Annotated in this window: 23 protein-coding genes; 3 read left to right on the forward strand and 20 right to left on the reverse strand. The window is 70.0% G+C overall.

All coding sequences use genetic code 11. The annotated features are described in order from the left end of the window. Window positions 1-8: 8 nt before the first annotated feature. From KV394_RS15115 to KV394_RS15150, 8 genes are all read right to left on the reverse strand, one after another. Window positions 9-293, reverse strand: a complete 285-nt coding sequence (locus KV394_RS15115; protein ID WP_136030694.1) for a hypothetical protein — start codon at window positions 291-293, stop codon at window positions 9-11. A 91-nt stretch (window positions 294-384) separates the two neighbouring features. Then, window positions 385-1386: an Lrp/AsnC family transcriptional regulator gene (locus KV394_RS15120; protein ID WP_247981802.1), complete on the reverse strand. Its 1002-nt coding sequence runs from the start codon at window positions 1384-1386 to the stop codon at window positions 385-387. 23 nt (window positions 1387-1409) lie between these two features. After that, window positions 1410-2309, reverse strand: a complete 900-nt coding sequence (locus tag KV394_RS15125; RefSeq protein ID WP_247981803.1) for an alpha/beta fold hydrolase — start codon at window positions 2307-2309, stop codon at window positions 1410-1412. Between the two features lie 25 nt (window positions 2310-2334). After that, window positions 2335-3513: a M24 family metallopeptidase gene (locus KV394_RS15130; RefSeq protein ID WP_136045769.1), complete on the reverse strand. Its 1179-nt coding sequence runs from the start codon at window positions 3511-3513 to the stop codon at window positions 2335-2337. Window positions 3514-3522: 9 nt separating this feature from the next. Continuing rightward, the gene (locus KV394_RS15135; protein ID WP_136030686.1) at window positions 3523-4422 is read right to left on the reverse strand and encodes an ABC transporter permease; all 900 of its coding nucleotides are present in this window, start codon (window positions 4420-4422) and stop codon (window positions 3523-3525) included. Further along, window positions 4419-5381: an ABC transporter permease gene (locus KV394_RS15140; RefSeq protein ID WP_282187129.1), complete on the reverse strand. Its 963-nt coding sequence runs from the start codon at window positions 5379-5381 to the stop codon at window positions 4419-4421. The genes KV394_RS15135 and KV394_RS15140 overlap by 4 nt, the downstream gene beginning before the upstream one ends. Window positions 5382-5413: 32 nt before the next feature. Beyond that, a complete protein-coding gene (locus KV394_RS15145) occupies window positions 5414-7033 on the reverse strand; it encodes an ABC transporter substrate-binding protein (protein WP_247981805.1) in 1620 nt (539 codons plus the stop codon). Then, window positions 7033-8238, reverse strand: a complete 1206-nt coding sequence (locus KV394_RS15150; RefSeq protein WP_247981806.1) for a dipeptidase — start codon at window positions 8236-8238, stop codon at window positions 7033-7035. The genes KV394_RS15145 and KV394_RS15150 overlap by 1 nt, the downstream gene beginning before the upstream one ends. A gap of 156 nt (window positions 8239-8394) precedes the next feature. On the opposite strand from KV394_RS15150, the gene KV394_RS15155 reads away from it, so the two are divergent. Continuing rightward, window positions 8395-10062: a dipeptide ABC transporter ATP-binding protein gene (locus KV394_RS15155; protein WP_247981807.1), complete on the forward strand. Its 1668-nt coding sequence runs from the start codon at window positions 8395-8397 to the stop codon at window positions 10060-10062. Between the two features lie 10 nt (window positions 10063-10072). Here KV394_RS15155 and KV394_RS15160 read toward each other — a convergent pair whose 3' ends face one another. The 10 genes from KV394_RS15160 to rplU form a co-directional block, all read right to left on the reverse strand. Next, on the reverse strand, window positions 10073-10762 hold the full coding sequence (locus KV394_RS15160) for an SDR family oxidoreductase (protein ID WP_247981808.1): 690 nt from the start codon (window positions 10760-10762) through the stop codon (window positions 10073-10075). A 1-nt stretch (window position 10763) separates the two neighbouring features. After that, the gene (gene rsfS / locus KV394_RS15165) at window positions 10764-11144 is read right to left on the reverse strand and encodes a ribosome silencing factor (RefSeq protein WP_136030675.1); all 381 of its coding nucleotides are present in this window, start codon (window positions 11142-11144) and stop codon (window positions 10764-10766) included. Then, window positions 11144-12295 carry a hypothetical protein gene (locus tag KV394_RS15170; protein ID WP_247981809.1) on the reverse strand — a complete coding sequence of 384 codons (1152 nt, stop codon included), beginning with the start codon at window positions 12293-12295 and terminating at the stop codon, window positions 11144-11146. The genes rsfS and KV394_RS15170 overlap by 1 nt, the downstream gene beginning before the upstream one ends. Next, window positions 12292-12894 (reverse strand): nicotinate-nucleotide adenylyltransferase, encoded by a 603-nt coding sequence (nadD, locus tag KV394_RS15175; protein WP_136035386.1) that lies wholly within the window; start codon window positions 12892-12894, stop codon window positions 12292-12294. Before nadD ends, KV394_RS15170 begins: the two co-directional genes overlap by 4 nt. A 7-nt stretch (window positions 12895-12901) precedes the next feature. After that, on the reverse strand, window positions 12902-13126 hold the full coding sequence (locus tag KV394_RS15180) for a hypothetical protein (protein ID WP_136030670.1): 225 nt from the start codon (window positions 13124-13126) through the stop codon (window positions 12902-12904). 64 nt (window positions 13127-13190) lie between these two features. Then, the gene (locus KV394_RS15185; RefSeq protein WP_136035385.1) at window positions 13191-14444 is read right to left on the reverse strand and encodes a glutamate-5-semialdehyde dehydrogenase; all 1254 of its coding nucleotides are present in this window, start codon (window positions 14442-14444) and stop codon (window positions 13191-13193) included. 9 nt (window positions 14445-14453) lie between these two features. Then, window positions 14454-15239 carry a glutamate 5-kinase gene (proB, locus tag KV394_RS15190; RefSeq protein WP_247981810.1) on the reverse strand — a complete coding sequence of 262 codons (786 nt, stop codon included), beginning with the start codon at window positions 15237-15239 and terminating at the stop codon, window positions 14454-14456. Then, window positions 15236-16738, reverse strand: coding sequence for a GTPase ObgE (gene obgE / locus KV394_RS15195; RefSeq protein WP_136030664.1), 1503 nt, complete (start codon window positions 16736-16738; stop codon window positions 15236-15238). Before obgE ends, proB begins: the two co-directional genes overlap by 4 nt. A gap of 101 nt (window positions 16739-16839) precedes the next feature. Continuing rightward, a complete protein-coding gene (gene rpmA, locus KV394_RS15200) occupies window positions 16840-17097 on the reverse strand; it encodes a 50S ribosomal protein L27 (protein ID WP_017202370.1) in 258 nt (85 codons plus the stop codon). Between the two features lie 19 nt (window positions 17098-17116). After that, on the reverse strand, window positions 17117-17425 hold the full coding sequence (gene rplU, locus KV394_RS15205; RefSeq protein WP_168387232.1) for a 50S ribosomal protein L21: 309 nt from the start codon (window positions 17423-17425) through the stop codon (window positions 17117-17119). A 213-nt stretch (window positions 17426-17638) separates the two neighbouring features. Between rplU and KV394_RS15210 the strand changes: the two genes are divergently transcribed. Continuing rightward, window positions 17639-17908 carry a DUF4031 domain-containing protein gene (locus KV394_RS15210; protein ID WP_136030663.1) on the forward strand — a complete coding sequence of 90 codons (270 nt, stop codon included), beginning with the start codon at window positions 17639-17641 and terminating at the stop codon, window positions 17906-17908. Here the strand turns inward: KV394_RS15210 and KV394_RS15215 are convergent. After that, on the reverse strand, window positions 17870-20593 hold the full coding sequence (locus KV394_RS15215) for an Rne/Rng family ribonuclease (RefSeq protein ID WP_247981811.1): 2724 nt from the start codon (window positions 20591-20593) through the stop codon (window positions 17870-17872). The two genes, KV394_RS15210 and KV394_RS15215, sit on opposite strands and share 39 nt — an antisense overlap. A gap of 280 nt (window positions 20594-20873) precedes the next feature. On the opposite strand from KV394_RS15215, the gene KV394_RS15220 reads away from it, so the two are divergent. Next, window positions 20874-21491: a vitamin K epoxide reductase family protein gene (locus KV394_RS15220; protein WP_136034030.1), complete on the forward strand. Its 618-nt coding sequence runs from the start codon at window positions 20874-20876 to the stop codon at window positions 21489-21491. A gap of 63 nt (window positions 21492-21554) precedes the next feature. Here the strand turns inward: KV394_RS15220 and ndk are convergent, their stop codons facing one another. Continuing rightward, window positions 21555-21971: a nucleoside-diphosphate kinase gene (ndk, locus tag KV394_RS15225; protein ID WP_136034032.1), complete on the reverse strand. Its 417-nt coding sequence runs from the start codon at window positions 21969-21971 to the stop codon at window positions 21555-21557.

Raw genomic sequence — 21971 nt, forward strand, 5'->3', positions numbered from 1 at the left:
TGCGGCGCTCACGTCGCCAGCAGCGGGGGGCGGTGCGGGATCGCGATCGGGCGCGTGGCCCGGCTCGCCCCCTGCATCCGCTCGACCTCTTCGAGGACCTCGAACGCGGTGCCGTAGCGGATCGCGAGCGGAAGGTCGCGCAGCCACGTCACCTCGACCTCGGTGTCGGCGAGCTCGTAGACGCAGGCGACGACGTGGCGCGGGTCGTTCTGGGGATAGCGCAGGTCGTTGATCACCCACTCGGACGGTGTGATGCGGTGGAGCACGAAACGGGGATCGGGGATGTCGGACATCTGGGGGCCCTCCAGGACTCTCTTATAAGGAGGGTGCGCCCTGCGGGCACGGAAGGGTAGGCCCTTGACACCTGACCGGCGAAGTGCAGGACTAGGTGTCGAGCCCGCCCGCGGAGGCCACCTGCGCCCGCCACCACGGAGTCTCGATGAACCCGCGCTTCATGAACACGAGCTCCATCGCGGCGCTCCATCCGCGCACGCCCTTGAGGTGCGCGATCGTCCCGGTGAGGAAGTCGTGCAGGGTCTCGGTGCTCGGCAGGATGATCTCGCAGTACAGCGAGTTCTCTTCCAGCGCCGCGGCCAGGAACCGCACGGACACGTGCTGCGCGAGCGTCTGTGCCACCGAGGCGATGCGCGACGGCTCGACCCGCAGCATCAGCAGCGTCTCCGCGCTCATGCCCAGCGCCGACGCGGGCACCATCGTCACGGTCGTGAGGCAGCCGGCGCTGCGCATCCGCTCGTACCGGCGCCGCACGCTGCTCTCGTTCATGTCGAGCGCATCGGCGATCGACTGGAACGACGCCCGTCCGTTGTAACGCAGTTCCGCGACGATCGCCCGGTCGGCGTCGTCGAAGTGCGTCGGGTCGCACGTGTTCGGTGCCGGCATGTACGACTTCGGGTCGCTGGCGGCCTCGGCGTGCGAGTCGTACAGCTGACGTCCCCAGTCGAAGCTCACCTTGTACGTGTGCACGACGAGGTCGCTGCGCCAGCGCTCCACGCCGGGGATGGCCTGCAGATCCGTGAGCACGTGCGCGTAGGTCGCCGAGTCCCCCGGGATGACGACCTCCGCGAACACGTCGAACTTGCCGGTCACCAGGGTCACGAACCGCACGTACGGGGAGCCGATCAGCGCCTGCGCGACGCTCAGCTGCGACCCGGGGGTGCAGTTGATGCGCACGAAGAACGTCTCCACGTGCCCCTCGCTGCCCAGGGTCGGCACGATGCCCACGCTCACCACACCCTCGGCGAGCAGCTGCTGCCCGCGCCGGGTGACCGTCGAGACGGACGCGCCGGCGAACTCGGCGATCGACGTCCAGCTCGCGCGTCCGTCCTGCTGAAGTGCGACGACGATCCTCCGGTCGAGATCGCTCACTTCTCTCGTCAGTGGAACGCTCGTCATCGGGTCGGCGGGTACACCCGGTGCAGGAACGTGCGCACCGCTTCCGTCCACGCCTCTGCCTCCTCGATCTGCGGGGAGTGCCCCGACTTCTCGAACACCACCATCTCGGAGTCCGGGATGAGATCGGCGATCGTCTGGCTACACGATACTGGCGTGATCCAGTCGGTCCGGCCCACGGTGATGAGTGTCGGGACCGCGATCTCGGGCAGCCGCGGCTTCAGGTCGTAGTCCGGCAGGTTCACGGAGAAGGCGTAGTTGTGCGCCCGGTAGCGGTAGGGCGTCGCCTGCACCTTCCGCTCGACCGCCTCGCGGTCGTAGACGAAGTCGTACAGGGGCAGGATCTCCCGCCAGCAGTCCTTGAGGTCCTCGTCGTCGCGCACCTGCCCGAGGTCGATGCGGTCGAACTTCTCCATGTCGATGTCGACCCGGTCGGAGGCGAGGGCATTCTCGCGCGCGAGGTGCGCGTTGGAGTTGTCCGGGGAGGTGTCGCGCAGCACGAGCGCGGCCACGCGGTCGGGGTAGCGCAGCGCGTACTCCATGGTCATGAAGCCGCCGTAGGAGCCGCCGGCCATGACGATCTTCTCCGCGCCGATCCACTCGCGCAGACCGTCGATGTCGGCCGCCCACTGCTCGTGGCTGTAGGTGCCGTTCCCCTCGCTCTGGCCGCTGCCCCTGGCGTCGAACACGACCACCCGGTACTCGTCGGCGAGCCGGCCGAAGCTCGCGCGCGGCTCGGCACGCGACCCCAGCCCCGGGGCGCCGTGATGGGTGATGATGACGGGCGCGTCCTCGGGACCGAGCACCTCGACGGCCAGGTGGTTGCCGTTGATCTCGACCCACTGGTGGTCGCTCGTGGCGGCGGCGAACTCCGGGGAGACGTCGGGGGTGGATGTCATGTCGTCCTCTTTCTTCAACAGGCGTTCAGAGCGCGATGGTGCACTCGTCGAGGCTGCGCGGATAGGTGGTCAGGGGTTCGGCGCCGTCGGCGGTCACGAGCATGCTGTCGCTGATGCGGTACCCGGCGTGACCCGGCACGTAGATGCCCGGCTCGTTGGAGACGACCATGCCCGCCTCCAGGAGCGTGGCGTCGCCGTCCTCCAGCCACGGCGCCTCGTGCATCCCCAGACCGATGCCGTGCCCCTGGCGGTGCCGGATGAACTCGCCCAGCCCGGCGTCGCGGATCACGTCGAGGCACAGCCGGTTCGCCTCGCGGCACTCCAGGCCCGCGCGGATGGTCTCGCGGCCCACGCGCTGGGCGTCGCGGATCGTGTCGTGGTAGCGGCGCTGCTCGGCCGTGGGCTCCCCGAGCACGAACGTGCGCTCGCCCTCGACGAAGCGGCCGCCCACGGCGCAGCCGAGCGAGAGCATGAAGGTGTCCCCCGCCCGGAGCCGGTTGACCGACGGCAGCCCGTGCGGGAACGCGGAGTTCGCGCCGGAGTACACCAGACCGCCCGCGAGCAGCGAGGCCACGACCACGTTGCGGTGCTCGGCATACATGACACGGGTGCCGGCGGAGGTCACGTGCCGCTCCAGCTCGGCCTCGGTGGGCAGCTCTCCGCCCGCCGCGACGGCCTCGCGCACCAGTGCGACCCCGGCCTCCAGCATCAGGTCGGTGATGCGGGCGGCTTCGCGGTGCAGCACCACCTCCTCCGGGAACTTCAGGTATCGGGTGCGGGTGAGCAGGTCGGACGGCACGAGCTCGGCGTGCGGCATCGCGGCGCGGGCGGCGGCCAGGCGCTGATACGGCATCGTGGTCGCGAAACCGACCCTGCCGCGCGGCGACACCGCGTCGGCGAGCACCTGGAACGGCGGGACGACCCCCGGGAACTCGAAGAACGCGACCAGCTCGGCGCGCGCGGACTGCGACTGCGCGTACTCGCGTTCCAGCTCGGGCAGCAGCATCACGACACGCCCTCCCGCCTCGACCCAGATCGCGACCGGCCGCTCGGACGGGTGGTGGAAGAAGCCGGTGAGGTACGCGATGTCCTCGGGGTGGTCGGTCAGGAAGGCGTCGAAGCCCTCCTCCCCCATCCGCTCGCGGACACGCTGCTGCACGGTGTCGAAGAACTCCGGCGCGAGGCGCTGATCGAAGACGGTCATGCGGTGCTCCTAGCGGGACAGGTGGCGCGGGTTGCGCGCGTCGTTGTAGGCGATGGACAGGAGGGTGGCCGACAGCACCAGGATCAGGATCGCGATGGAGGGGAACAGCGTCAGCCACCACGCGCTCACCATGGCGCCCGCCTGCTGTGCCTCGTACAGGATGCGGCCCCACGACCATGTGGTCGGGTCGCCCAGTCCGAGGAACGCCAGCCCCGCGGCCGACAGCACCGCCCGCGACGCGGTCACCACGACCGAGACCACGACCACCGGGGTCACCGCGGGCAGCACGTGCCGCGTGATGATCCACAGCGGAGAGGTCGTCATCAACCGGGACGCGTCGACGTACGGCAGCCCGACGACCGTGAGCGCCTGGGAGCGGACGAGTCGGGTGACCTCGGGCCACGAGAACGCCGCGACCACGAAGATGATCGTCGAGGTGCTCGGCCCCACGAGCGCCGCGATCAGGATCATCAGCGGCAGCACGGGCAGCGACAGGGTCATGTCGACGATCACGCTGATGATGCTGTCGAGCTTGCGGAAGTAGGCCCCGATCACCGCGATGATCGTGCCGAAGACGATCGCGATCACCGAGGCGGCCACGGCGACCAGCACGCTCTGCTGCGTGCCCCAGATGACCTCGGAGAACACGTCGCGGCCGAGCGCGTCGGTGCCGAACCAGTGGTCCCCGCTCGGCGGGCGCAGCACGTCGGGCCCGTAGCTCGCCGGGTACGGGGCGATCAGGGGCGCCGCGAGGGCGACGATCACGAGCAGGATCAGCAGGCCGAGCGAGATCATGCCGAGCGGGTCGCGGCGGAAGGCGCGCCAGGTGTGCGCGCTGGCCCGCTCGCTGCCGGCCGCGGTCGGTTCGCTGGGGACGAGGTTCTCGGTGGAGGGCAGCGGAGCGGTCATGCGGTCTTCACTCTCGGGTCCAGGTAGCCGTAGATGATGTCGGTGACCGTGTTGGCCACGACCACGGTGATGGCGAGCATGAGGAATGCGCCCTGCAGCACCGGGAAGTCGAGCTGCGTGACGGCCTCGTAGATGCCGCGGCCGATGCCCGGGTAGGCGAAGACGGTCTCGGTGAGCACCGCCCCGCCGACGAGGAACCCGAGCTGGAGCCCGATCAGCGTCGTGGTCGGCAGCAGCGCGTTGCGCAGCGCGTGCTTCCACAGGATGCGGCGGCGGCGGAGGCCGTTCGCCTTCGCGAGCAGGATGTAGTCCTCGCCGAGCGTCTCGATGAGGGTGGAGCGCATGGTCAGCACGTAGGAGCCGACCTGGATGAGCATGAGCGACACCGCCGGGAGCACGAGGTGCTGCGCGACGCTGAGGTACCACTCGAAGCCGTAGGTGTTGTTGGTGTAGGCGCCGCCGATGGGGAACCAGCCGAGGTTGAGCCCGAACACGAACAGCAGCAGGATCGCGACGCTCGGCACGAACAGCGACTGCCCGGTCACGCCGAGCACCTGCACGGCCCTGTCGATGAAGCGACCCCGGTGCGAGGCGGCCGCGACGCCGAGCGGCACCCCGATCAGGATCGTGAGGACGAGCGCGGTGATGGTCAGCAGCAGCGTCCACGGCAGCCGCTGCAGCAGCACGTCGGTCACCGGGATGGACTGCGTGAAGGAGATGCCGAGGTTGCCCTGCAGCAGCTGCCACATGTACAGGCCGTACTGCACGATCAGCGGCTGATCGAGGCCGTACTGCTCGAGGATGGTCGCCCGGATGTCCTCCGTCATGTTCGGACTCGCCAGCGCAAGGGCCGGATCGCCGGGCAGCAGACGCAGGAGCAGGAACGTCACGGTCACGGCGAACCAGATCGTGAGCAGACCTCGACCTGCGCGACGGAGAATGAACGATGCTCGGGACACCCGGGCGACCTTCCTCGAGAGTGGGGGTTTTCTTACTCGACCGGGTGCGCGCTCGCGAGCGAGAGCGGGTTCACGATCGACAGCAGTTCGCTCGGCTTGGAGATGAAGCCGGACCATTCGTCGCTCGCGGCGAAGAACAGGTTCTGCGTGTACATGATGTTGTCGTAGACCTGCTCGTGCACGATCTTGTTCGCCTTGCGCATGATCTCGATCTTGTCGTCCTCGTCGAACGTGACCATGCCCTCCTCGATCAGCGCGTTCAGCTCGGGGTCGTCGACGTGGGTGTAGTTGATCGCGCCGCCGGGCAGGTACGACAGGGCGAAGTTCGTCACCGGGTCGTCCATGATGGCGAAGTTGCCGGCGTAGATGTCGTAGTCGCCCTCGTTGGTCATGGAGAGATAGGTGTTGCGCTCCGTGCCCTGCAGCTCGATCGTGATGCCGGCCTCGGCCGCGCTGTCCTTCACCATCTGCGCCCACTGGCTGGTCACGCTGTCCTGCAGCGAGTAGATCAGGCGGAACGAGACGGGGAACATGCCGTCGGCGTCCGCCGTGTAGCCGGCGTCTTCCATGAGCTCGCGCGACTTCTCCGGGTCGAACTCGTACTCGGTGACGGAGTCGTCGTAGTACTTCGCGAGCACCGGCATCAGGGCGCTGGAACCCGTGGAGACGGCCTGCCCCTGCAGGACGACCGTGCGGATGGCCTCGTAGTCCACCGCGTGGGCGAGCGCCTGACGAACCTCGGTCTTCGCGAGGTCGGGCTTCTCCATGTTGTAGACGAGGTGCGCGTAGCCGAGACCGGCGGCCTCGATCACCTGCAGTCCGTCGGTGCCCTTCAGCTGCTCGACCTGCGCGGGCGGGAGGGCATTGGCGATCACGTCGATCTCGCCGCTCTGCAGCGCCAGGATCTCGGTGTTCACGTCGGGGTACACGCGGTACACGACCTCGGCGGGTCCCGGGACGCCGCCGTCGACCAGCGGGTAGTCCTCCACGCGCTCGAGCGTGTAGTGCTGGCCGACCTGGAAGTCGGTCATGATGAACGGGCCCATGCCCACCCAGCCGCCGTCGCTGCCGTCGTTCGCGAACTCCGCGATCGATCCCTTCGGCTCGAACACGTGCTGCGGCACGACGACACCCCAGAAGCCGATCTCGTCGATGATCGACGAGTCGGGCTGCGTGAGCGTCAGCTCGACCCGGGTGTCGCTCACCGCGGTCGCGGTGTCGAGGTTGCCCAGCTGCCCGTAGAACGTGCCGGGCGCCTGGTCGCGCTTGACCGCGTTCAGCGTCCACGCGACGTCCTCCGCCGTGAGCGGCTCGCCGTCGCTCCAGGTCAGGTCGTCGCGGATCTCGTAGAACCCGGTGGTGTCGTCGACGTAGCCCCACTCGGTGGCGACGTGCGCCTCCTTGGTCCCGTCGTCGCTGATGCTCAGCAGGTGCGGGTACATCAGGTTGGTGACCCACGAGTCCGTGCGGCTGTTGCCGAGCACGGGGTTGAAGTTCACGACGTCGGTCGTCGTACCGATGCTGAGCGTCTCATCGCTCGGCCCGGTCGCGGCGGAAGACTCCCCCGGCTCGGGTGCCGTGGGGGCGCACGCGGCGAGGCCGACGGCGAGGACCGCGGCCGCACCGAGTGCGAGGAACGTGTTGTGCTTCATCAGACCCAGACCTCCTCGAGGACGCGCATGGTGTTGCCGCCGACGACCGCGCGGATCTCGTCGTCGGAGTAGTCGTGCTTCACGAGCCAGCCGATGATGTTGTAGAAGGCCTCGGCGGGGTTCTCGATGCCGTCGACGTACGGCTGCTTCTCGTAGTCGACGTTGGCGTGCGCCTGACCCAGCGACAGGTTCGAGGAGAACGCGTCGTGCAGGCCCACGTGGTCGCCGAACAGCGTGTCGGGTCCGAAGCTCACGTGCTCCAGGCCGACCAGGTCGACGCAGTACTGGAAGTGGTCCATGACCGACTCCAGCGAGTGCTTCGGGTGCTGGGGCGAGATGGTGGTGTGCGGTGCGGCCTCGATGCCGATGACCCCGCCGCGCTTGGCGCACTCGATGATCGTCTCGTCCGTCTTCATGCGGTTCGTCGGCCACAGTCCGCGGGCGCCCGCGTGGGTGATGAAGACCGGCTTGGTGGAGTGGGCGATCACGTCGAGGCACGTCTGGTCGCCCGAGTGCGAGATGTCGATCGCGATGCCGAGCTTGTTCATCCGCTCCACGGCGCGCTCGCCGAAGTAGGTGAGTCCGCCGTCGCCGCGCTCCTTGAGGCCGCCGCCGAGCAAGTTCGCCTCGGAGTAGGCGATGCCCATCTGGCGGACGCCGAAGCCGTACAGCACATCGAGCCGGTCGACCTCGTTCTCGATCATGGTCGCGGCCTCGAGCGCGAAGATGTGCGCGACGCGGCCGGTCTCCGCGGCGTACCGGATGTCCTTGATCGACTCGGCCTTGATCACGAAGTCCTGGTGCGCGAGGTCGGCCATGCGCACGCCGAGGTCGAACAGCACGTCCTGGTACTTCCACCCGGCGTCGCTGGAGATGCAGCAGGTGCCGTCCATGCCGTTGTCGAACACCGCGGTCAGACCGGAGCGGGCGAGGCCCTGGTAGCCGGTGGGTTCGCGGCCCTGGCGGATGTGGTCGCGCAGCTCGCCCATGTCTTCGGGGAAGACCTGCACGTGCTCGTGCAGCGAGATCACGGTCTCTTCGCGGAGGAGGCGCTCGGTGCGCTCCTTCTGCGCGTCGCTGAGGCCGAGGTCGTACGCCGGCACGCGGCCGATCTGCTTGGCGTAGCGGAACTCGCGGTAGTCCTTGCCGGCTTCCAGGTAGTCGTACGCGGTGTAGCCGGTGTAGCGGTCTGCTTGTTCGAGCACGGATGCGCTCCTTCGGGTCGATACGAGGGTGGCCTCCCGTTCGTCGAGCGGGAGATTTCCTCGAATCTCGACGATTCCGGCGCGAAAGTCAACTGTTGTGATGATTTTCGGCCGAGGTGTTTCCTGTTCGAAACAATTCAGCGCCAGGATGCTGGCATGATGTCATCCATGGAGAACACATCCGTCCCCGAGAACACCGTCGTCCTCGACGTCCGCGGCCTCACCGTGACCCTCGACGGCTCGCGCGGACCCCAGCGCGTGGTCGACGGCATCGACCTCACCGTGCACCGCGGCGAGGTGTTCGCCCTGCTCGGCGAGTCCGGCTCCGGCAAGTCGATGACGGCGCGCGCGATCATGGGCCTCATCGACAACGGCACCGTGGAGGCCGCGACCCTCTCCCTCGGCGACACCGACCTGCTCACCGTCACGCCGGAGCAGCATCGGCGCCTGCGCGGCGTCCGGGTGAGCCTCGTGATGCAGGACGCTCTCTCCGCACTCAACCCCGTGCTCAGCATCGGCGACCAGATCATCGACCTGATCCGCGCGCACACGCCCGTCGGTCGTCGCGAAGCCGAGGCGCGCGCCGTCGAACTGCTCACCCTGGTCGGCATCCCCAGCCCGGAGAAGCGCGTCCGCGACTACCCGCACCAGTTCTCCGGCGGACAGCGGCAGCGCATCCTGATCGCGATGGCCATCGCGCTCGACCCCGACCTGATCATCGCCGACGAGCCGACCACCGCCCTCGACGTCACGGTGCAGGCGCAGGTCCTCGACCTGCTGCTGTCGCTGCGCGACCGCCTCGGCATGGGCGTCCTCCTGATCACCCACGACCTCGGCGTCGTGATGGAGGTCGCCGACCGGGTCGCCGTGATGCGCACCGGGCGCATCGTGGAGTCCGGTCCGGCGGACGACGTGCTCACCGCACCCCAGCATCCGTACACGCTGCAGCTGCTCGACTCGATGCCGCAGGACGTGAGCGCCGCGGCGGACGATGACGGCTCCGCGCCGATCCTGGAGGGACGAGGACTCGAGCGCACGTTCCGCTCCGGGAGCGGACGACGCGCACACCGCGTCACGGCCGTCGGCGGCGTCGACCTCTCCCTGCGCAGCGGCGAGATCCTCGCGATCGTCGGCGAGTCCGGCAGCGGCAAGTCCACCCTGGCGCGCATGCTCGTCGGCCTCGACTCCCCCGACGCCGGCACACTGCGCTACCGGGACCAGGACGTGACGCGGGGTCGGCTGCGCGACCGCAAGGTGCTGCGCCGCGGCGTGCAGATGGTGTTCCAAGACCCGTACATGTCGCTGAACCCGCGCATGACCGTGCAGCAGATCATCGCCGAGCCGCTCGCCGCCACCCGCACCGGCACCCCGGCGTCGCGCCGCGAGCGGGTGGCCGAGCTGCTCGAGCTCGTCGGCCTCGACCCCGACATGGCCTCGCGCTTCCCGCACCAGTTCTCCGGCGGACAACGACAGCGGATCGGCATCGCCCGTGCCCTCGCGCTCGACCCCGATGTCCTGGTGTGCGACGAGCCGGTGTCGGCGCTCGACGTCTCCATCCGCGCGCAGATCATCGACCTGCTGTGCGAGCTGCGCGAGCGTCTGGGCATGTCGATCGTGTTCATCGCGCACGACCTGTCCCTCGTGCGGCACATCGCCGACCGCGTCGCCGTGATGTACCTCGGCGACATGGTCGAAGTCGGCGACACGGAGGAGGTCTACCGGCACCCCGCGCACCCGTACACGCAGGCGCTGCTGTCGGCCATCCCGCCGCAGACGCGCGCCGAGCGGGGCATGCTCCAGCGACGCACGCGGCTGTCGGCCTGAGCGCCGCAGCTCAGCCGGCGGGACGGACGGTCAGGTCGGTGAGGTGGGCGTCACGCGGAAGGTCGAGCGCCGTGAGGATCGTGGTCGCCACCGCGTCCGGGGTGATGAAGCGCGACGCGTCGTACTCCGCCCCTTCCTGTCGGTGCACCCGCTCCTGCATCGGCGTGGCCGTGCGGCCGGGGTAGATCGAGGTCACGCGCACGCCGTGCTCCGCCTCCTCCGCACGCAGCGCGTCGGCGAGGGCCCGCAGGCCGTGCTTCGATGCCGCATAGGCGGACCACTCCGGGTTCGCCCGGAGCCCGGCCCCGGAGTTGACGAACACCACGTGCCCGCGCGACACCCGCAGCACCGGCAGCAGCAGGCGCGTCAGCTCCGCGGGCGCGACCAGGTTGACGGCGAGCTGCTGCTCCCACAGGGCGGGTGTGAGCTCGCCCACGGCACCGAGGTCCACGACACCGGCGGCGTGCACGAGACCGTCGAGACGGTCGGGCAGGCTCTGCTTCGACAGCGCCCACGAGAGCCGCCCCGGCTGCGCGAGGTCGCCCACGATCGCCGTGGCACCGGGGAGCTCGTCGGAGATCTGCCGCGCCCTCCCCGCGTCGCGCGCCAGCACGACCACGTGGTCGCCGCGCTCGAGGAGACGACGGGCGAGAACGGCGCCGATACCGGAACCGGCGCCGGTCACCAGATGGGCGGCCACCTCAGCCCGCGTCTGCAGCGGTCTCGACGACGTCGAGCGGGATCACGGGGCAGTCCTTCCACAGGCGCTCGAGCCCGTAGTAGACGCGCTCCTCCTGATGGAAGACGTGCACGATCAGGTCGCCGAAGTCGAGCAGCACCCACCGCGCCTCCGCGCGGCCCTCGCGGCGCACGCGCTTGTGGCCGGACTCGACCAGGCGGTCCTCGATCTCGTCGGCGATCGCGGCGACGTTGCGCTCGCTGTTGCCCGTGACGAGCAGGAAGATGTCGACGAGCGGAAGAGGCTCGGAGACGTTGAGCGCCACCAGGTCTTCCCCGCCCTTCGCGACGGCGGCTTCGGCGGCGATGCGCAGCATCTCTTCGGCGGTTTCAGGTGATTGCATCAGAACACATTCGTGGTGAAGGCGACGACCAGCGCCACACCCAGCGCGAGAGCGAGGCCACCGGCGACGATCGCCAGGATCAGCATCAGCCGATTGCCCTTCTCGGGCGCGGGCGGACGGATGACCTCGCCGGCGGGCTTGATGGTGCTGACAGCCGAGCTGGCAGCGATGGGGGTGGGCGAGGACGCCGGAGGCAGCTCCCCGTCGATGAGGACGGCGTCGACATCCTTGCCGTCGGCGGTGCCGTGTGCGTGGCCCTGCGAGCCGATGCCCTTCGGCAGCTCATAGGAACCCGTGATGAGGATCTCCCCCGTCGACGCGACGGGCCCGGACAGCGACCCCTCCCCGGGCGACGGCGTGAAGATCAGCGCGTTGGGCGAGCGGTGCGAGCCGCCCGAGTCGTTGGACGTGAGCAGCTCGTCGAAGGACGGCCGGAACGACGCGGGCTTCGCCGGCTCCTCGGCGGCCAGCACGCCCTCGCCGAACGCAGGGCTCACGGTGGGACGCTCGCCGTCGGCGACCTCGCCGCGGTCGTCGTCCTGATCGGCGAGCAGGTCGTCGCGCTCGTCCGTCGACCCGGTCTCGACCTCGTCGGCCTCCGCGGTGCCGGGGACGCCGAGCAACTCGGCCACGTCGACCGGTTCCGGTTCCGCCGGCTCGGCGAGCGGCACGCTCCCGGCGGACTCGACGGCGTCGGCGGCGCTCACCGGCTCGATCGACACCTCGTCGTCGGCGTCGTCGTCGTCGACCTCGTCATCCGCCGGGGCCGATGGCGAGGAGAAGTCGGGGATGCCCGAGACGATCGACGAGTCGTCGTCCGACTCCTCTGCGCGGGGGGCGGTGTCGCGGTCGTCCTCGGTCGCCTCGGCTCCCACCACCGGCACGGATGCGGTCTTGATCTTCTCCTGCTCACGCGCCTGGCGACGGGTGAGCGGTGCGGCACCGAGGTCGACCGCGGAGTCGGCCACCGGGGCCGGCGCCACGGGGGCGGGCTCGGCCGCGCGGGGAAGCGGGGCCGCCGGCGGAGTCGCGTTCGCCGCCTCCGCAGCGGCCTCGGCCTGCTCCTCCGTGATGACCGGGGTGGATCCAGTCAACCGGATCTCCCGCAGCTGCTTCCGCGTGAGCGGACCTCGCTGATCCGATGTGCTCATTCCTTGCTCCGATACAGATGGTGCTTCGCGATGTACTGGACGACGCCGTCGGGGACGAGGTACCAGACCGGTTGATCGTCGCGGACTCGCTCTCGGCAGTCCGTCGACGAGATCGACAGCGCCGGCACCTCCAGCTGGCTGACGTCGTCGCTCGGGAGGCCGTCGATGCTCAGAACGTGTCCTGGGCGGGAGACCGCGACGAAGTGGGCCAGTTCCCACAGTTCATCATGGTCTCTCCAACTGAGAATTTGCGCCACGGCGTCGGCGCCGCTGATGAAGAACAGCTCCGCGTCGGGCCGCTGAGCCTTGAGATCGCGGAGCGTGTCGATCGTGTAGGTGGGGCCGGCGCGATCGATGTCGACCCGGCTCACCGTGAACCGGGGGTTCGACGCGGTCGCGATGACGGTCATGAGATAGCGGTGCTCACTGGGCGTGACCTCCGCCTTCTGCCACGGCCGTCCGGTGGGAACGAAGACCACCTCGTCGAGATCGAAGGAGTGCGCGACCTCGCTGGCGGCGACCAGGTGGCCGTGATGGATCGGGTCGAAGGTGCCGCCCATCACGCCGATGCGCGGTGCGCGCGTGGTCGCAGTGCTCATGAAAGGCCTAGTGGCCGTGTCCCGCCTCGTGGCCGTCCTTGCCGTGCTTCGCCGCCCAGGCCTCCGCCTTCGCCGAGTGACGGTTCGCCACATTCTTGTACGACAGCGTGACGAACCCGAGAGCGGCGAACACGATCGCGGCGATGACTCCGAAGATCAGGGTGTCGAGCGCGACGTTGCCGTGGTGCTCGGTCTCTGCGGCGGCCATCGCGATCTGTGCGACGAGGTTCATCCTTGCTCCGTTTCGTGGCGTGCTGTCTCGGGTGTCGGGGATGCAGCGTCCCCCAGTCTAGCCCTCAGCCGCGCGTCTGACCCGCCCCACGCGCGAGCCACTTCGTGCTGGTCAGCTCGGACAGTCCCATCGGCCCGCGGGCGTGCAGCTTCTGCGTCGAGATGCCGACCTCGGCGCCGAATCCGAACTCCCCGCCGTCGGTGAAGCGCGTCGACGCGTTCACCATGACCACCGCGGAGTCCACCTCGGCCAGGAACCGCTCGGCGTTGCGGGTGTCGGTCGTGATGATCGACTCGGTGTGACCCGTGCTGTAGCGGCGGATGTGGTCGAGCGCGTCGTCGAGCGAGTCGACCACCTTCATCGCGATGTCCAGGCTGAGGTACTCGGTCGCCCAGTCCTCCTCGGTCGCCGGGATCACGGTGGCGACCAGCCCCGCGACGATGTCGTCGCCGTGGATCGCCACGCCCTCGCTCATGAGCGCGCTCGCGACGAGGGGGATCAGCCGCGGCGCGGCCTGCCGGTGCACGAGCACGGTCTCCACCGCGTTGCACACGCTCGGACGCTGCACCTTGGCGTTCACCACGATGTCGCGCGCCCAGTCGTCTGGCGCGCTCTCGTCGAGCACGATGTGCACGTTGCCGGCGCCGGTCTCGATCACCGGCACGGTCGACTCCGTCACGACCGTCTCGATCAGGCCGGCACTGCCGCGGGGAACGAGCACGTCGATCAGACCGCGACCGTGCATGAGGGCCTTCGCGCCCTCGCGACCGAAGTCGTCGACCGTCTGGATCGCCTCCGGGGTGACCCCGGCCCCCTCCAGAGCGCCACGCATGACCTCCACCAGCACGGTGTTCGAGTCGCGCGCGGCACTGCCCCCGCGCAGCACCACGGCGTTGCCGGACCGCAGGGCGAGGGCGGCGATGTCGACCGTCACGTTCGGCCGGGCCTCGTAGATCGCACCGACCACGCCGAACGGCACCCGCACCTGCTCCAGCGCGACACCGTTGGGCATGCGGTGACCGCCGACCACGCGACCGACCGGGTCGGGCAGCGCCGCCACCTCGCGCACCGCCGCGGCCAGCGCGGAGACCCGGCGCTCGTCGAGCCGCAGGCGATCGATCAGCGAGTCGCCGATGCCGTCCTCGCGGCCGCGGGCGATGTCGCGCCCATTCGCCTCGATGATCCGCGGCGCGTTCTCCTCCAGAGCCAGGGCGATCGCCTCGAGAGCGCGCGCCTTGTCGTCGCTGGTGAGGCCGGCCGTGGCGCGGGAGGCCTCCTTCGCGCGCTCCAGGCGCGCCTGGGGGGTCGGGTCGGTCATCCGCCCAGTCTAGGAGGTCGTCGGTTCGAACCAGGTCCCGATGTCGTCGCCCGTGAGGGCCCGGTCGACCAGGTCGGCGCTGGTCACCAGCACGCCGATCCCCGAGGCTGCCGCGAGACGTGCCGCCGAGACCTTGGTGGCGGCTCCCCCGGTACCGACGCTGTTCACGACCGTCGATCCGAACTCCAGTCCGGACAGGTCGGCGTCGGGGGCCACGACGTCGATCGGCTCGGCACCCGGGTCGGTCGGCGGCTTGGTGTAGAGCGACTCGATGTCGCTCAGCAGGATCAGCGCGTCGGCCTCGATCAGCTGCGCCACGAGCGCGCCGAGGCGGTCGTTGTCGCCGAAGCGGATCTCCTGCGTCGCCACGGTGTCGTTCTCGTTCACGATCGGCAGGGTGCGCAGACCCAGCAGGCGCTCCATGGCCCGACGGGCATTCGACCGCGACGTCGGGTTCTCCAGGTCACCCGTGGTGAGCAGCACCTGCCCGGCGACGATGTCGAACGGGCGCAGGGCCTCCTGGTAGCGGTACACGAGGATGTTCTGGCCCACCGCCGCGGCGGCCTGCTGCGTCGCCAGATCGGTCGGGCGGGCGTCGAGCCGGAGGAACGGGATGCCGGAGGCGATCGCGCCGGACGACACCAGGACCACCTCGGCTCCCCTGGCGTGCGCGGCGGCCAGGGCCTCCACGATCACCGGGATGCGCCAGGACGACTCGCCGCTGATGGACGACGAACCGACCTTCACGACGATGCGCGACGCCGACGCGAGGTCGGCGCGCGTGCGTGCGGTCACTCGTCGCCCTCGCGGGCGGTGGCGAGGCGCTCGGCCTCCAGCTCCGCGCGCGCCTGCGCCTTGGCGTCCATCCGCTCGTAGTACTGCTCGCGGCGCTCGGACGTGGTGCGGCGGGAGTTCGGCGCCAGGCGCGGGTCGGTGCCACGCGGCGCGGTCATGAGCTCCGCGGCCGAGCTCATGGTGGGCTCCCAGTCGAACACGATGCTGTCGCCCTCGCCGATCACGACCGTCGAGCCCTGCACGGCACCGAGGCGGAACAGCTCGTCTTCGACACCCAGCTTCTCGAGGCGGTCGGCCAGGTAGCCCACGGCCTCCTCGTTCTGGAAGTCGGTCTGCTGCACCCAGCGCACCGGCTTCTCGCCGAGGATGCGGTACACGTTGCCGTAGGTGCCGCCCTCGACGCGGATCGAGAAGTCCTTCTTCGAGCCCCGCGGCCGGATGACCACGCGCTCACGCGGCTTCTCCGCCGCGATGTTCTCGGCGCGGTGCTTCTCCACCAGCTCGCCCAGCGCGAACGTGAGCGGGCGAAGACCCTCGTGCGACACCGTCGAGATCTCGAACACGCGGAAGCCGCGCGCCTCCAGATCGGGGCGAACGAGCTCGGCGAGGTCGCGCGCCTCCGGCACGTCCACCTTGTTGAGCGCGACGAGCTGCGGGCGCTCCAGCAGCGGCGTCTGGCCTTCCGGCACCTCGTAGGCGGCCAGCTCGGCGAGGATGACGTCGAGGTCGGAGATCGGGTCGCGGCCCGGCTCGAGCGTGGCGCAGTCGAGCACGTGCAGCAGGGCCGAGCAGCGCTCGACGTGACGCAGGAACTCCAGGCCGAGGCCCTTGCCCTCGCTCGCGCCCTCGATCAGTCCCGGCACGTCGGCGACCGTGAACCGGAAGTCCTCCACCTGCACGACGCCCAGGTTCGGGTGGAGCGTGGTGAAGGGGTAGTCCGCGATCTTCGGGCGTGCGGCCGAGATGGCGCCGATCAGGCTCGACTTGCCGGCGGACGGGTAGCCCACCAGCGCGACGTCGGCGACGGTCTTCAGCTCGAGCACGACGTCGCCCTCATAGCCGGGCGTGCCGAGCAGGGCGAAACCGGGGGCCTTGCGCTTGGGTGTCGCGAGGGCGGCGTTGCCCAGGCCGCCCTGGCCGCCGGCGGCCACGACGAAGCGCTCCCCCGGCTCGATCAGGTCGATGAGCACCTCGCCGGACGGCGACTTGACCACCGTGCCGACCGGGACCGGCAGCTCCAGGGACTCGCCGTCGAAGCCCGACCGGTGGTCGCCCATGCCCGGCCCGCCGTTGCCCGAGGAGCGGTGCGGCGAGTGGTGGTACGACAGCAGCGTGCCCGTCTGCGGATCGGCGACCAGGACGATGTCGCCACCGTCGCCGCCGTTGCCGCCGTCGGGGCCGCCGAGGGGCTTGAACTTCTCCCGGTGCACCGAGACGCAGCCGTTGCCGCCCTTACCCGCACGGAGGTGCAGCGTGACGGTGTCGACGAACGTGACCATGTGTGCGTGTCCTTCGGGTAGCGGGGGAAGACGGACGGCAGATACGCGGACGGGGCGAGCCGAAGCCCGCCCCGAACCGGATGTCTAGCGTGGTGCTGTGATCACTCAGCAGCAGCGACGATGTTGACGACCTTGCGGCCGCCCTTCGCGCCGAACTCGACCGCACCGGCGGCCAGAGCGAACAGCGTGTCGTCGCCACCACGGCCGACGTTCACGCCGGGGTGGAAGTGCGTGCCGCGCTGGCGGACGATGATCTCGCCGGCGAGGACCTGCTGACCGCCGAAGCGCTTCACACCGAGTCGCTGAGCGTTGGAGTCACGACCGTTGCGGGTGGAGCTTGCGCCCTTTTTGTGTGCCATGTCCTGTGTCTCCTCGGTCTTACTTGATGCCGGTGATCTTGACGCGCGTGAGCTCCTGGCGGTGGCCCTGACGCTTCTTGTAGCCGGTCTTGTTCTTGTACTTCTGGATGACGATCTTCGGGCCGCGGAGGTTGCCCACGACCTCGGCCGTGACCTTGACCTTCGCCAGCGCGTCGGCGTCGGTGGTCACCGTGGCGCCGTCGACGAGCAGCACAGCGGGCAGCTCGATCTTCTCGCCCTGGGCCGCCTGAACACGGTCGAGCTGAACGATGGTGCCGACCTCGACCTTCTCCTGCCGGCCACCGGCGCGCACTACTGCGTAAACCACTTCATACCTGTTTCGTTGGGGAGCACGCGGCTCCGAGAATCTCACGGGAAGACTGTTGCTTGCATGCGTCGCTGGTACGACGGGCGCGAATGCAAGACTCTCCGCATCGGCCGTCGAGGACGACGCGGCATGCGCACCAAGGGACTACTTTACCGGATGCCGGAGCCCCTCGCAAAGTGAGACCGGTCGCGCCTCCGGTCGTAGGCTGGCGAGGTGACCGTACTCGTCGACGACCCCCTCTGGCCGGCCCACGGACGCCTGTGGGCGCACCTGGTCAGCGACACCGACCTCGACGAGCTGCACGACTTCGCCCGCGCGCACGGCATCCCAGCGCGCGCGTTCGACCTCGACCACTACGACGTCCCGGAGGACGCGGTGGCGCGGCTGATCGCCGGCGGCGCCCAGCACGTTCCGGGGAAGGAACTGGTGCGCCGCCTGATCGCGTCAGGCCTCCGGGTCCGCGGCCGCGACCGGCTGCGCTGAGCTCTCCGCCGCCACCGACACCGGCGTGCCGGAGAGCGCGGCCGTGGTCACCCGGCGGCGACCACGCCCCTGCCCCGGTGCCTTCGGCTCGGGAAGCGCGTCCAGCACCGAGTCGAGGAGCTCCTCGGCCGGTGACTTCGGGCCCTTGCGGTCGGCCCCGCGCTTCTTGCGGGCCTTCTTCGGACGCTCGGCGGCGGGCGCGGCGGCCTGCTCGGCCGGTGCGCTCTCGGCGGGGGCGTCGCCCGAGGGGGCGATGGTCGACGCGGCGATCTGGGCGAGCGCCGACTTCGCGCCCTCCGTGATGCTGTGCGTCACCGCGGCCACGACCGGAGCGGTGTTGCCGTTCCCGTTGCCGTTGCCGTTCCCGTTGCCGCGCTGGCGGCGACCGCCGTTTCCTCCGCCTCCGCCGTTGCCGCCGTTGGCGCGGTGCTTGACCACCGGGTCGTGGTGCACGATGACGCCGCGACCCGCGCAGACCTCGCACGCCTCGCTGAAGGTCTCCAGCAGCCCGAGGCCCAGCTTCTTGCGGGTCATCTGCACGAGGCCCAGCGACGTGACCTCGGCCACCTGGTGCTTCGTGCGGTCGCGGCTCAGGCACTCGATCAGACGCCGCAGCACGAGGTCGCGGTTGGACTCCAGCACCATGTCGATGAAGTCGACCACGATGATGCCGCCGATGTCGCGCAGCCGCAGCTGACGGACGATCTCCTCCGCCGCCTCGAGGTTGTTCTTGGTGACGGTCTCCTCGAGGTTGCCGCCCGAGCCGACGAACTTGCCGGTGTTGACGTCGACGACCGTCATCGCCTCGGTGCGGTCGATCACGAGCGAGCCACCGGACGGCAGCCACACCTTGCGGTCGAGCGCCTTCTCGATCTGCTCGGTGATCCGGAACGCGTCGAAGGGGTCGACCTCGTCCTCGTAGGACTCGACGCGCTCGAGCAGGTCGGGCGCGACGCTCTCCAGGTAGGCGCGGATCGTGCGCTGCGCGTCCTCGCCCTGGATGAGCATCTTCGTGAAGTCCTCGTTGAAGACGTCGCGGACGATCTTGACCAGCAGATCCGGCTCGGCGTGCAGCAGCGCGGGTGCCTGCTGGCTCTCCACCTGCTTCTGGATGTGCTCCCATTGCGACGTGAGCCGCTGGACGTCGCGCGTCAGCTGCTCCTCGGTCGCACCCTCCGCGGCCGTGCGGACGATCACGCCGGAGGACTCGGGCAGCACCTCCTTGAGGATGCGCTTGAGTCGGGCCCGCTCGTTGTCGGGCAGCTTGCGGCTGATGCCGTTCATCGACCCGCCGGGCACGTACACCAGGTAGCGGCCGGGCAGCGAGATCTGGCTCGTGAGGCGGGCGCCCTTGTGGCCGACCGGGTCCTTCGTGACCTGGACGAGCACGCGGTCGCCGGGCTTGAGGGCCAGCTCGATACGGCGCGGCTGGTTGCCGGTCTCGACGCCGTCCCAGTCCACCTCGCCGGAGTACAGCACGGCGTTGCGACCACGGCCGATGTCGACGAACGCGGCCTCCATGCTGGGGAGCACGTTCTGCACACGGCCGAGGTAGACGTTGCCGATGAGCGACGCGTCCTGGTTGCGGGCGACGTAGTGCTCCACGAGCACGCCGTCCTCCAGCACGCCGATCTGCGTGCGACCGTTCTTGGAGCGCACGACCATCTTGCGGTCGACCGACTCGCGGCGCGCGAGGAACTCCGCCTCGGTGACGACCGGACGACGGCGACCCGCGTCGCGCCCGTCACGGCGGCGCTGCTTCTTGGCCTCCAGGCGCGTCGAGCCCTTGATGGCCTTCGGCTCGGTGATGTACTCCACGACGCGCTGGCGCTGACGCGGCTCGTCGCGCTGCTCGTCGCCGTCGGAACCTCCGCGGCGGCGGCGGCCACGGCGGCCGGAGGACGACTCCTCCTGGTCGCGCTCGGCAGGACGCTCGTCGCGACCGGGGCGTGCCGGCAGCGGGACGACCTCGGGCGCGTAGAAGTGCAGCTGGGTCGACACCTGCGACACGAACACCTCGGGCAGCAGGCCCAGGGAGACGGCGGTCAGGGGCGCCGGGGCCTCGGGCTCCGTCTTCTCGGCGGCGGGAGCGGCCTCGGCGGGAGCGGCCTCGGACGGCGCCTCGGCGGCGGGAGCATCGTCGGACGACGCCTCGGCGGCGGGCTCGCCCTCGGCGGGAGCCTCCTCGGACGGCGCCTCAGCGACGGGAGCATGCGCGGACGGCGCGTCCGTGACGGGAGCGTCCTCGGCGGGCACATCGGCGGCGGGGGCGGCCTCGGCGGGAGCGTCTCCGGCAGCCTCCGGGCTCGCCGGCGCGTCAGCGACGTCGGCGCCCGCGTCGGCAGGAGCCTCGGCCGCGCTCTCCTCGTCGGCCGGAACGCCGGACGCCGAGGCGGCGTCGGCCCGGTCGGAGACCGCGTCGGCGGCGTCCTGAGCGACGGCGGCGTCTTCCACCGCGGCAGCGGCGGCATCGTCGGCGGCGGCGGCCGCGTCTTCCGCGGCGGCGTTGTCGGCGGCGAGCTCGTCTGCGGCGACGTCGGCGGCGATGTCCGCCGTGTCGTCCTCGGCGAGCGGCGCGACGAGCGTGTCGTCGGTCGCGGGAGCCGTGGGCTCCGTCACCGGATCCGCGGCACCAGCCGGGAGATCGAGAGCGGAGGGGTTGTGGTCATTGTTCTCATCGGCCATCTCTGGCGTACTCCCTGCACGGGCACCGGGTGCTCCGTGAAATCTCATGCGGTACCCGCGGGTTCCGCGAACTCAATCGGCGTGCGACCGGCTCTGGGCTCTGGTCGCGTGGGGCGTGGGCCCCGAAGTCTGCGTCGATGCGTGTCGCGGCGGCGCCGTTCATCGCATCACAGGTCATTATCGCACCACATGGCCCCGTTCGCGGCATCGGTGATGATGGCGCGTTTTCCCCGGGGCCGTTCTCGCCCCATCCATAGCACTCGCTGAGATAATCCTGAACATGAGCGAGCAGCGCACCCGCCCCGTCGTCTACGCCGTCTGGTTGATCGTCGCGGCCGTCATCGGGTGGTTCGCCGCCTTCCAGCTCACGATGGACAAGTTCATCCAGCTCGCCAACCCCGACGCCGACCTCAGCTGCAACGTGAGCGTCATGATCCAGTGCGGGAAGAACCTCGGCTCGTGGCAGGGCGAGGTGTTCGGCTTCCCGAACCCGATCATCGGCATCGCCGGCTGGATGGCGCCGCTGTTCATGGGCGTCGCTCTGCTCGCCGGCGCCCGCTTCCCCCGCTGGTTCTGGCTCACGTTCGGCGCCGGGATCACCTTCGCCTTCGGGCTCGTCTGCTGGCTGATCTGGCAGAGCCTGTACGCCCCCAACCTCGGCGTGCTCTGCCCCTGGTGCATGCTCACCTGGTCTGTCACGATCCCCACGTTCTTCGCGACCATGCTCCACCTCACCCGCAACGGGAGCTTCACGAGCAACGAGAAGACCCAGGCCCGCGCGAACCGCCTCATGGCGTGGGTGCCGCTCGCGACCGTCCTGGCCTACGCCGTGGTGATCCTGCTCGCGCAGCTGCGCGGGCTCGACCTGCTGGGCGAGGTCATCGGCATGGTCTTCTGAGCCGGCCGCACGCACGACGAAGCCCGTCCGCCTTCTCGGCGGACGGGCTTCGTCGTGTGGTCGTCAGTCGAACCAGATGCCCAGCTCCCGGGCGGCCGACTCCGGGCTGTCCGAACCGTGCACCAGATTCTGCTGCACCTTCAGGCCCCAGTCGCGCCCGAAGTCGCCGCGGATCGTGCCGGGCGCGGCGGTCGTCGGGTCGGTGGTGCCGGCGAGCGAGCGGAATCCCTCGATGACCCTGTTGCCCGCGAGCCGGATCGCGACGGAGGGCCCCGACATCATGAACTCCAGCAGCGGCTCGTAGAACGGCTTGCCCTCGTGCTCGGCGTAGTGCTGCGCGAGCAGGTCGCGGTCGGGCTCGACCAGGCGGATGTCGACGAGCGCGTATCCCTTCGCCTCGATGCGGGCGAGGATCGCGCCGGTGAGGCCGCGGGCGACGCCGTCGGGCTTGACGAGGACGAGGGTTTCTTCGGTGGCCAT

Source organism: Microbacterium sufflavum, from assembly GCF_023101165.1.
Lineage (GTDB): Bacteria > Actinomycetota > Actinomycetes > Actinomycetales > Microbacteriaceae > Microbacterium > Microbacterium sufflavum.

Excerpts from the sequence above, each read along its gene's own strand:
- KV394_RS15115 (WP_136030694.1), bottom strand. The coding sequence starts at position 293 with ATGTCCGACATCCCCGATCCCCGTTTCGTGCTCCACCGCATCACACCG.
- KV394_RS15125 (WP_247981803.1), bottom strand. The coding sequence starts at position 2,309 with ATGACATCCACCCCCGACGTCTCCCCGGAGTTCGCCGCCGCCACGAGC.
- KV394_RS15130 (WP_136045769.1), bottom strand. The coding sequence starts at position 3,513 with ATGACCGTCTTCGATCAGCGCCTCGCGCCGGAGTTCTTCGACACCGTG.
- KV394_RS15135 (WP_136030686.1), bottom strand. The coding sequence starts at position 4,422 with ATGACCGCTCCGCTGCCCTCCACCGAGAACCTCGTCCCCAGCGAACCG.
- KV394_RS15145 (WP_247981805.1), bottom strand. The coding sequence starts at position 7,033 with ATGAAGCACAACACGTTCCTCGCACTCGGTGCGGCCGCGGTCCTCGCC.
- KV394_RS15155 (WP_247981807.1), top strand. The coding sequence starts at position 8,395 with ATGATGTCATCCATGGAGAACACATCCGTCCCCGAGAACACCGTCGTC.
- rsfS (WP_136030675.1), bottom strand. The coding sequence starts at position 11,144 with ATGCAATCACCTGAAACCGCCGAAGAGATGCTGCGCATCGCCGCCGAA.
- KV394_RS15170 (WP_247981809.1), bottom strand. The coding sequence starts at position 12,295 with ATGAGCACATCGGATCAGCGAGGTCCGCTCACGCGGAAGCAGCTGCGG.
- nadD (WP_136035386.1), bottom strand. The coding sequence starts at position 12,894 with ATGAGCACTGCGACCACGCGCGCACCGCGCATCGGCGTGATGGGCGGC.
- KV394_RS15180 (WP_136030670.1), bottom strand. The coding sequence starts at position 13,126 with ATGAACCTCGTCGCACAGATCGCGATGGCCGCCGCAGAGACCGAGCAC.
- KV394_RS15185 (WP_136035385.1), bottom strand. The coding sequence starts at position 14,444 with ATGACCGACCCGACCCCCCAGGCGCGCCTGGAGCGCGCGAAGGAGGCC.
- obgE (WP_136030664.1), bottom strand. The coding sequence starts at position 16,738 with ATGGTCACGTTCGTCGACACCGTCACGCTGCACCTCCGTGCGGGTAAG.
- rpmA (WP_017202370.1), bottom strand. The coding sequence starts at position 17,097 with ATGGCACACAAAAAGGGCGCAAGCTCCACCCGCAACGGTCGTGACTCC.
- KV394_RS15215 (WP_247981811.1), bottom strand. The coding sequence starts at position 20,593 with ATGGCCGATGAGAACAATGACCACAACCCCTCCGCTCTCGATCTCCCG.
- KV394_RS15220 (WP_136034030.1), top strand. The coding sequence starts at position 20,874 with ATGAGCGAGCAGCGCACCCGCCCCGTCGTCTACGCCGTCTGGTTGATC.
- ndk (WP_136034032.1), bottom strand. The coding sequence starts at position 21,971 with ATGGCCACCGAAGAAACCCTCGTCCTCGTCAAGCCCGACGGCGTCGCC.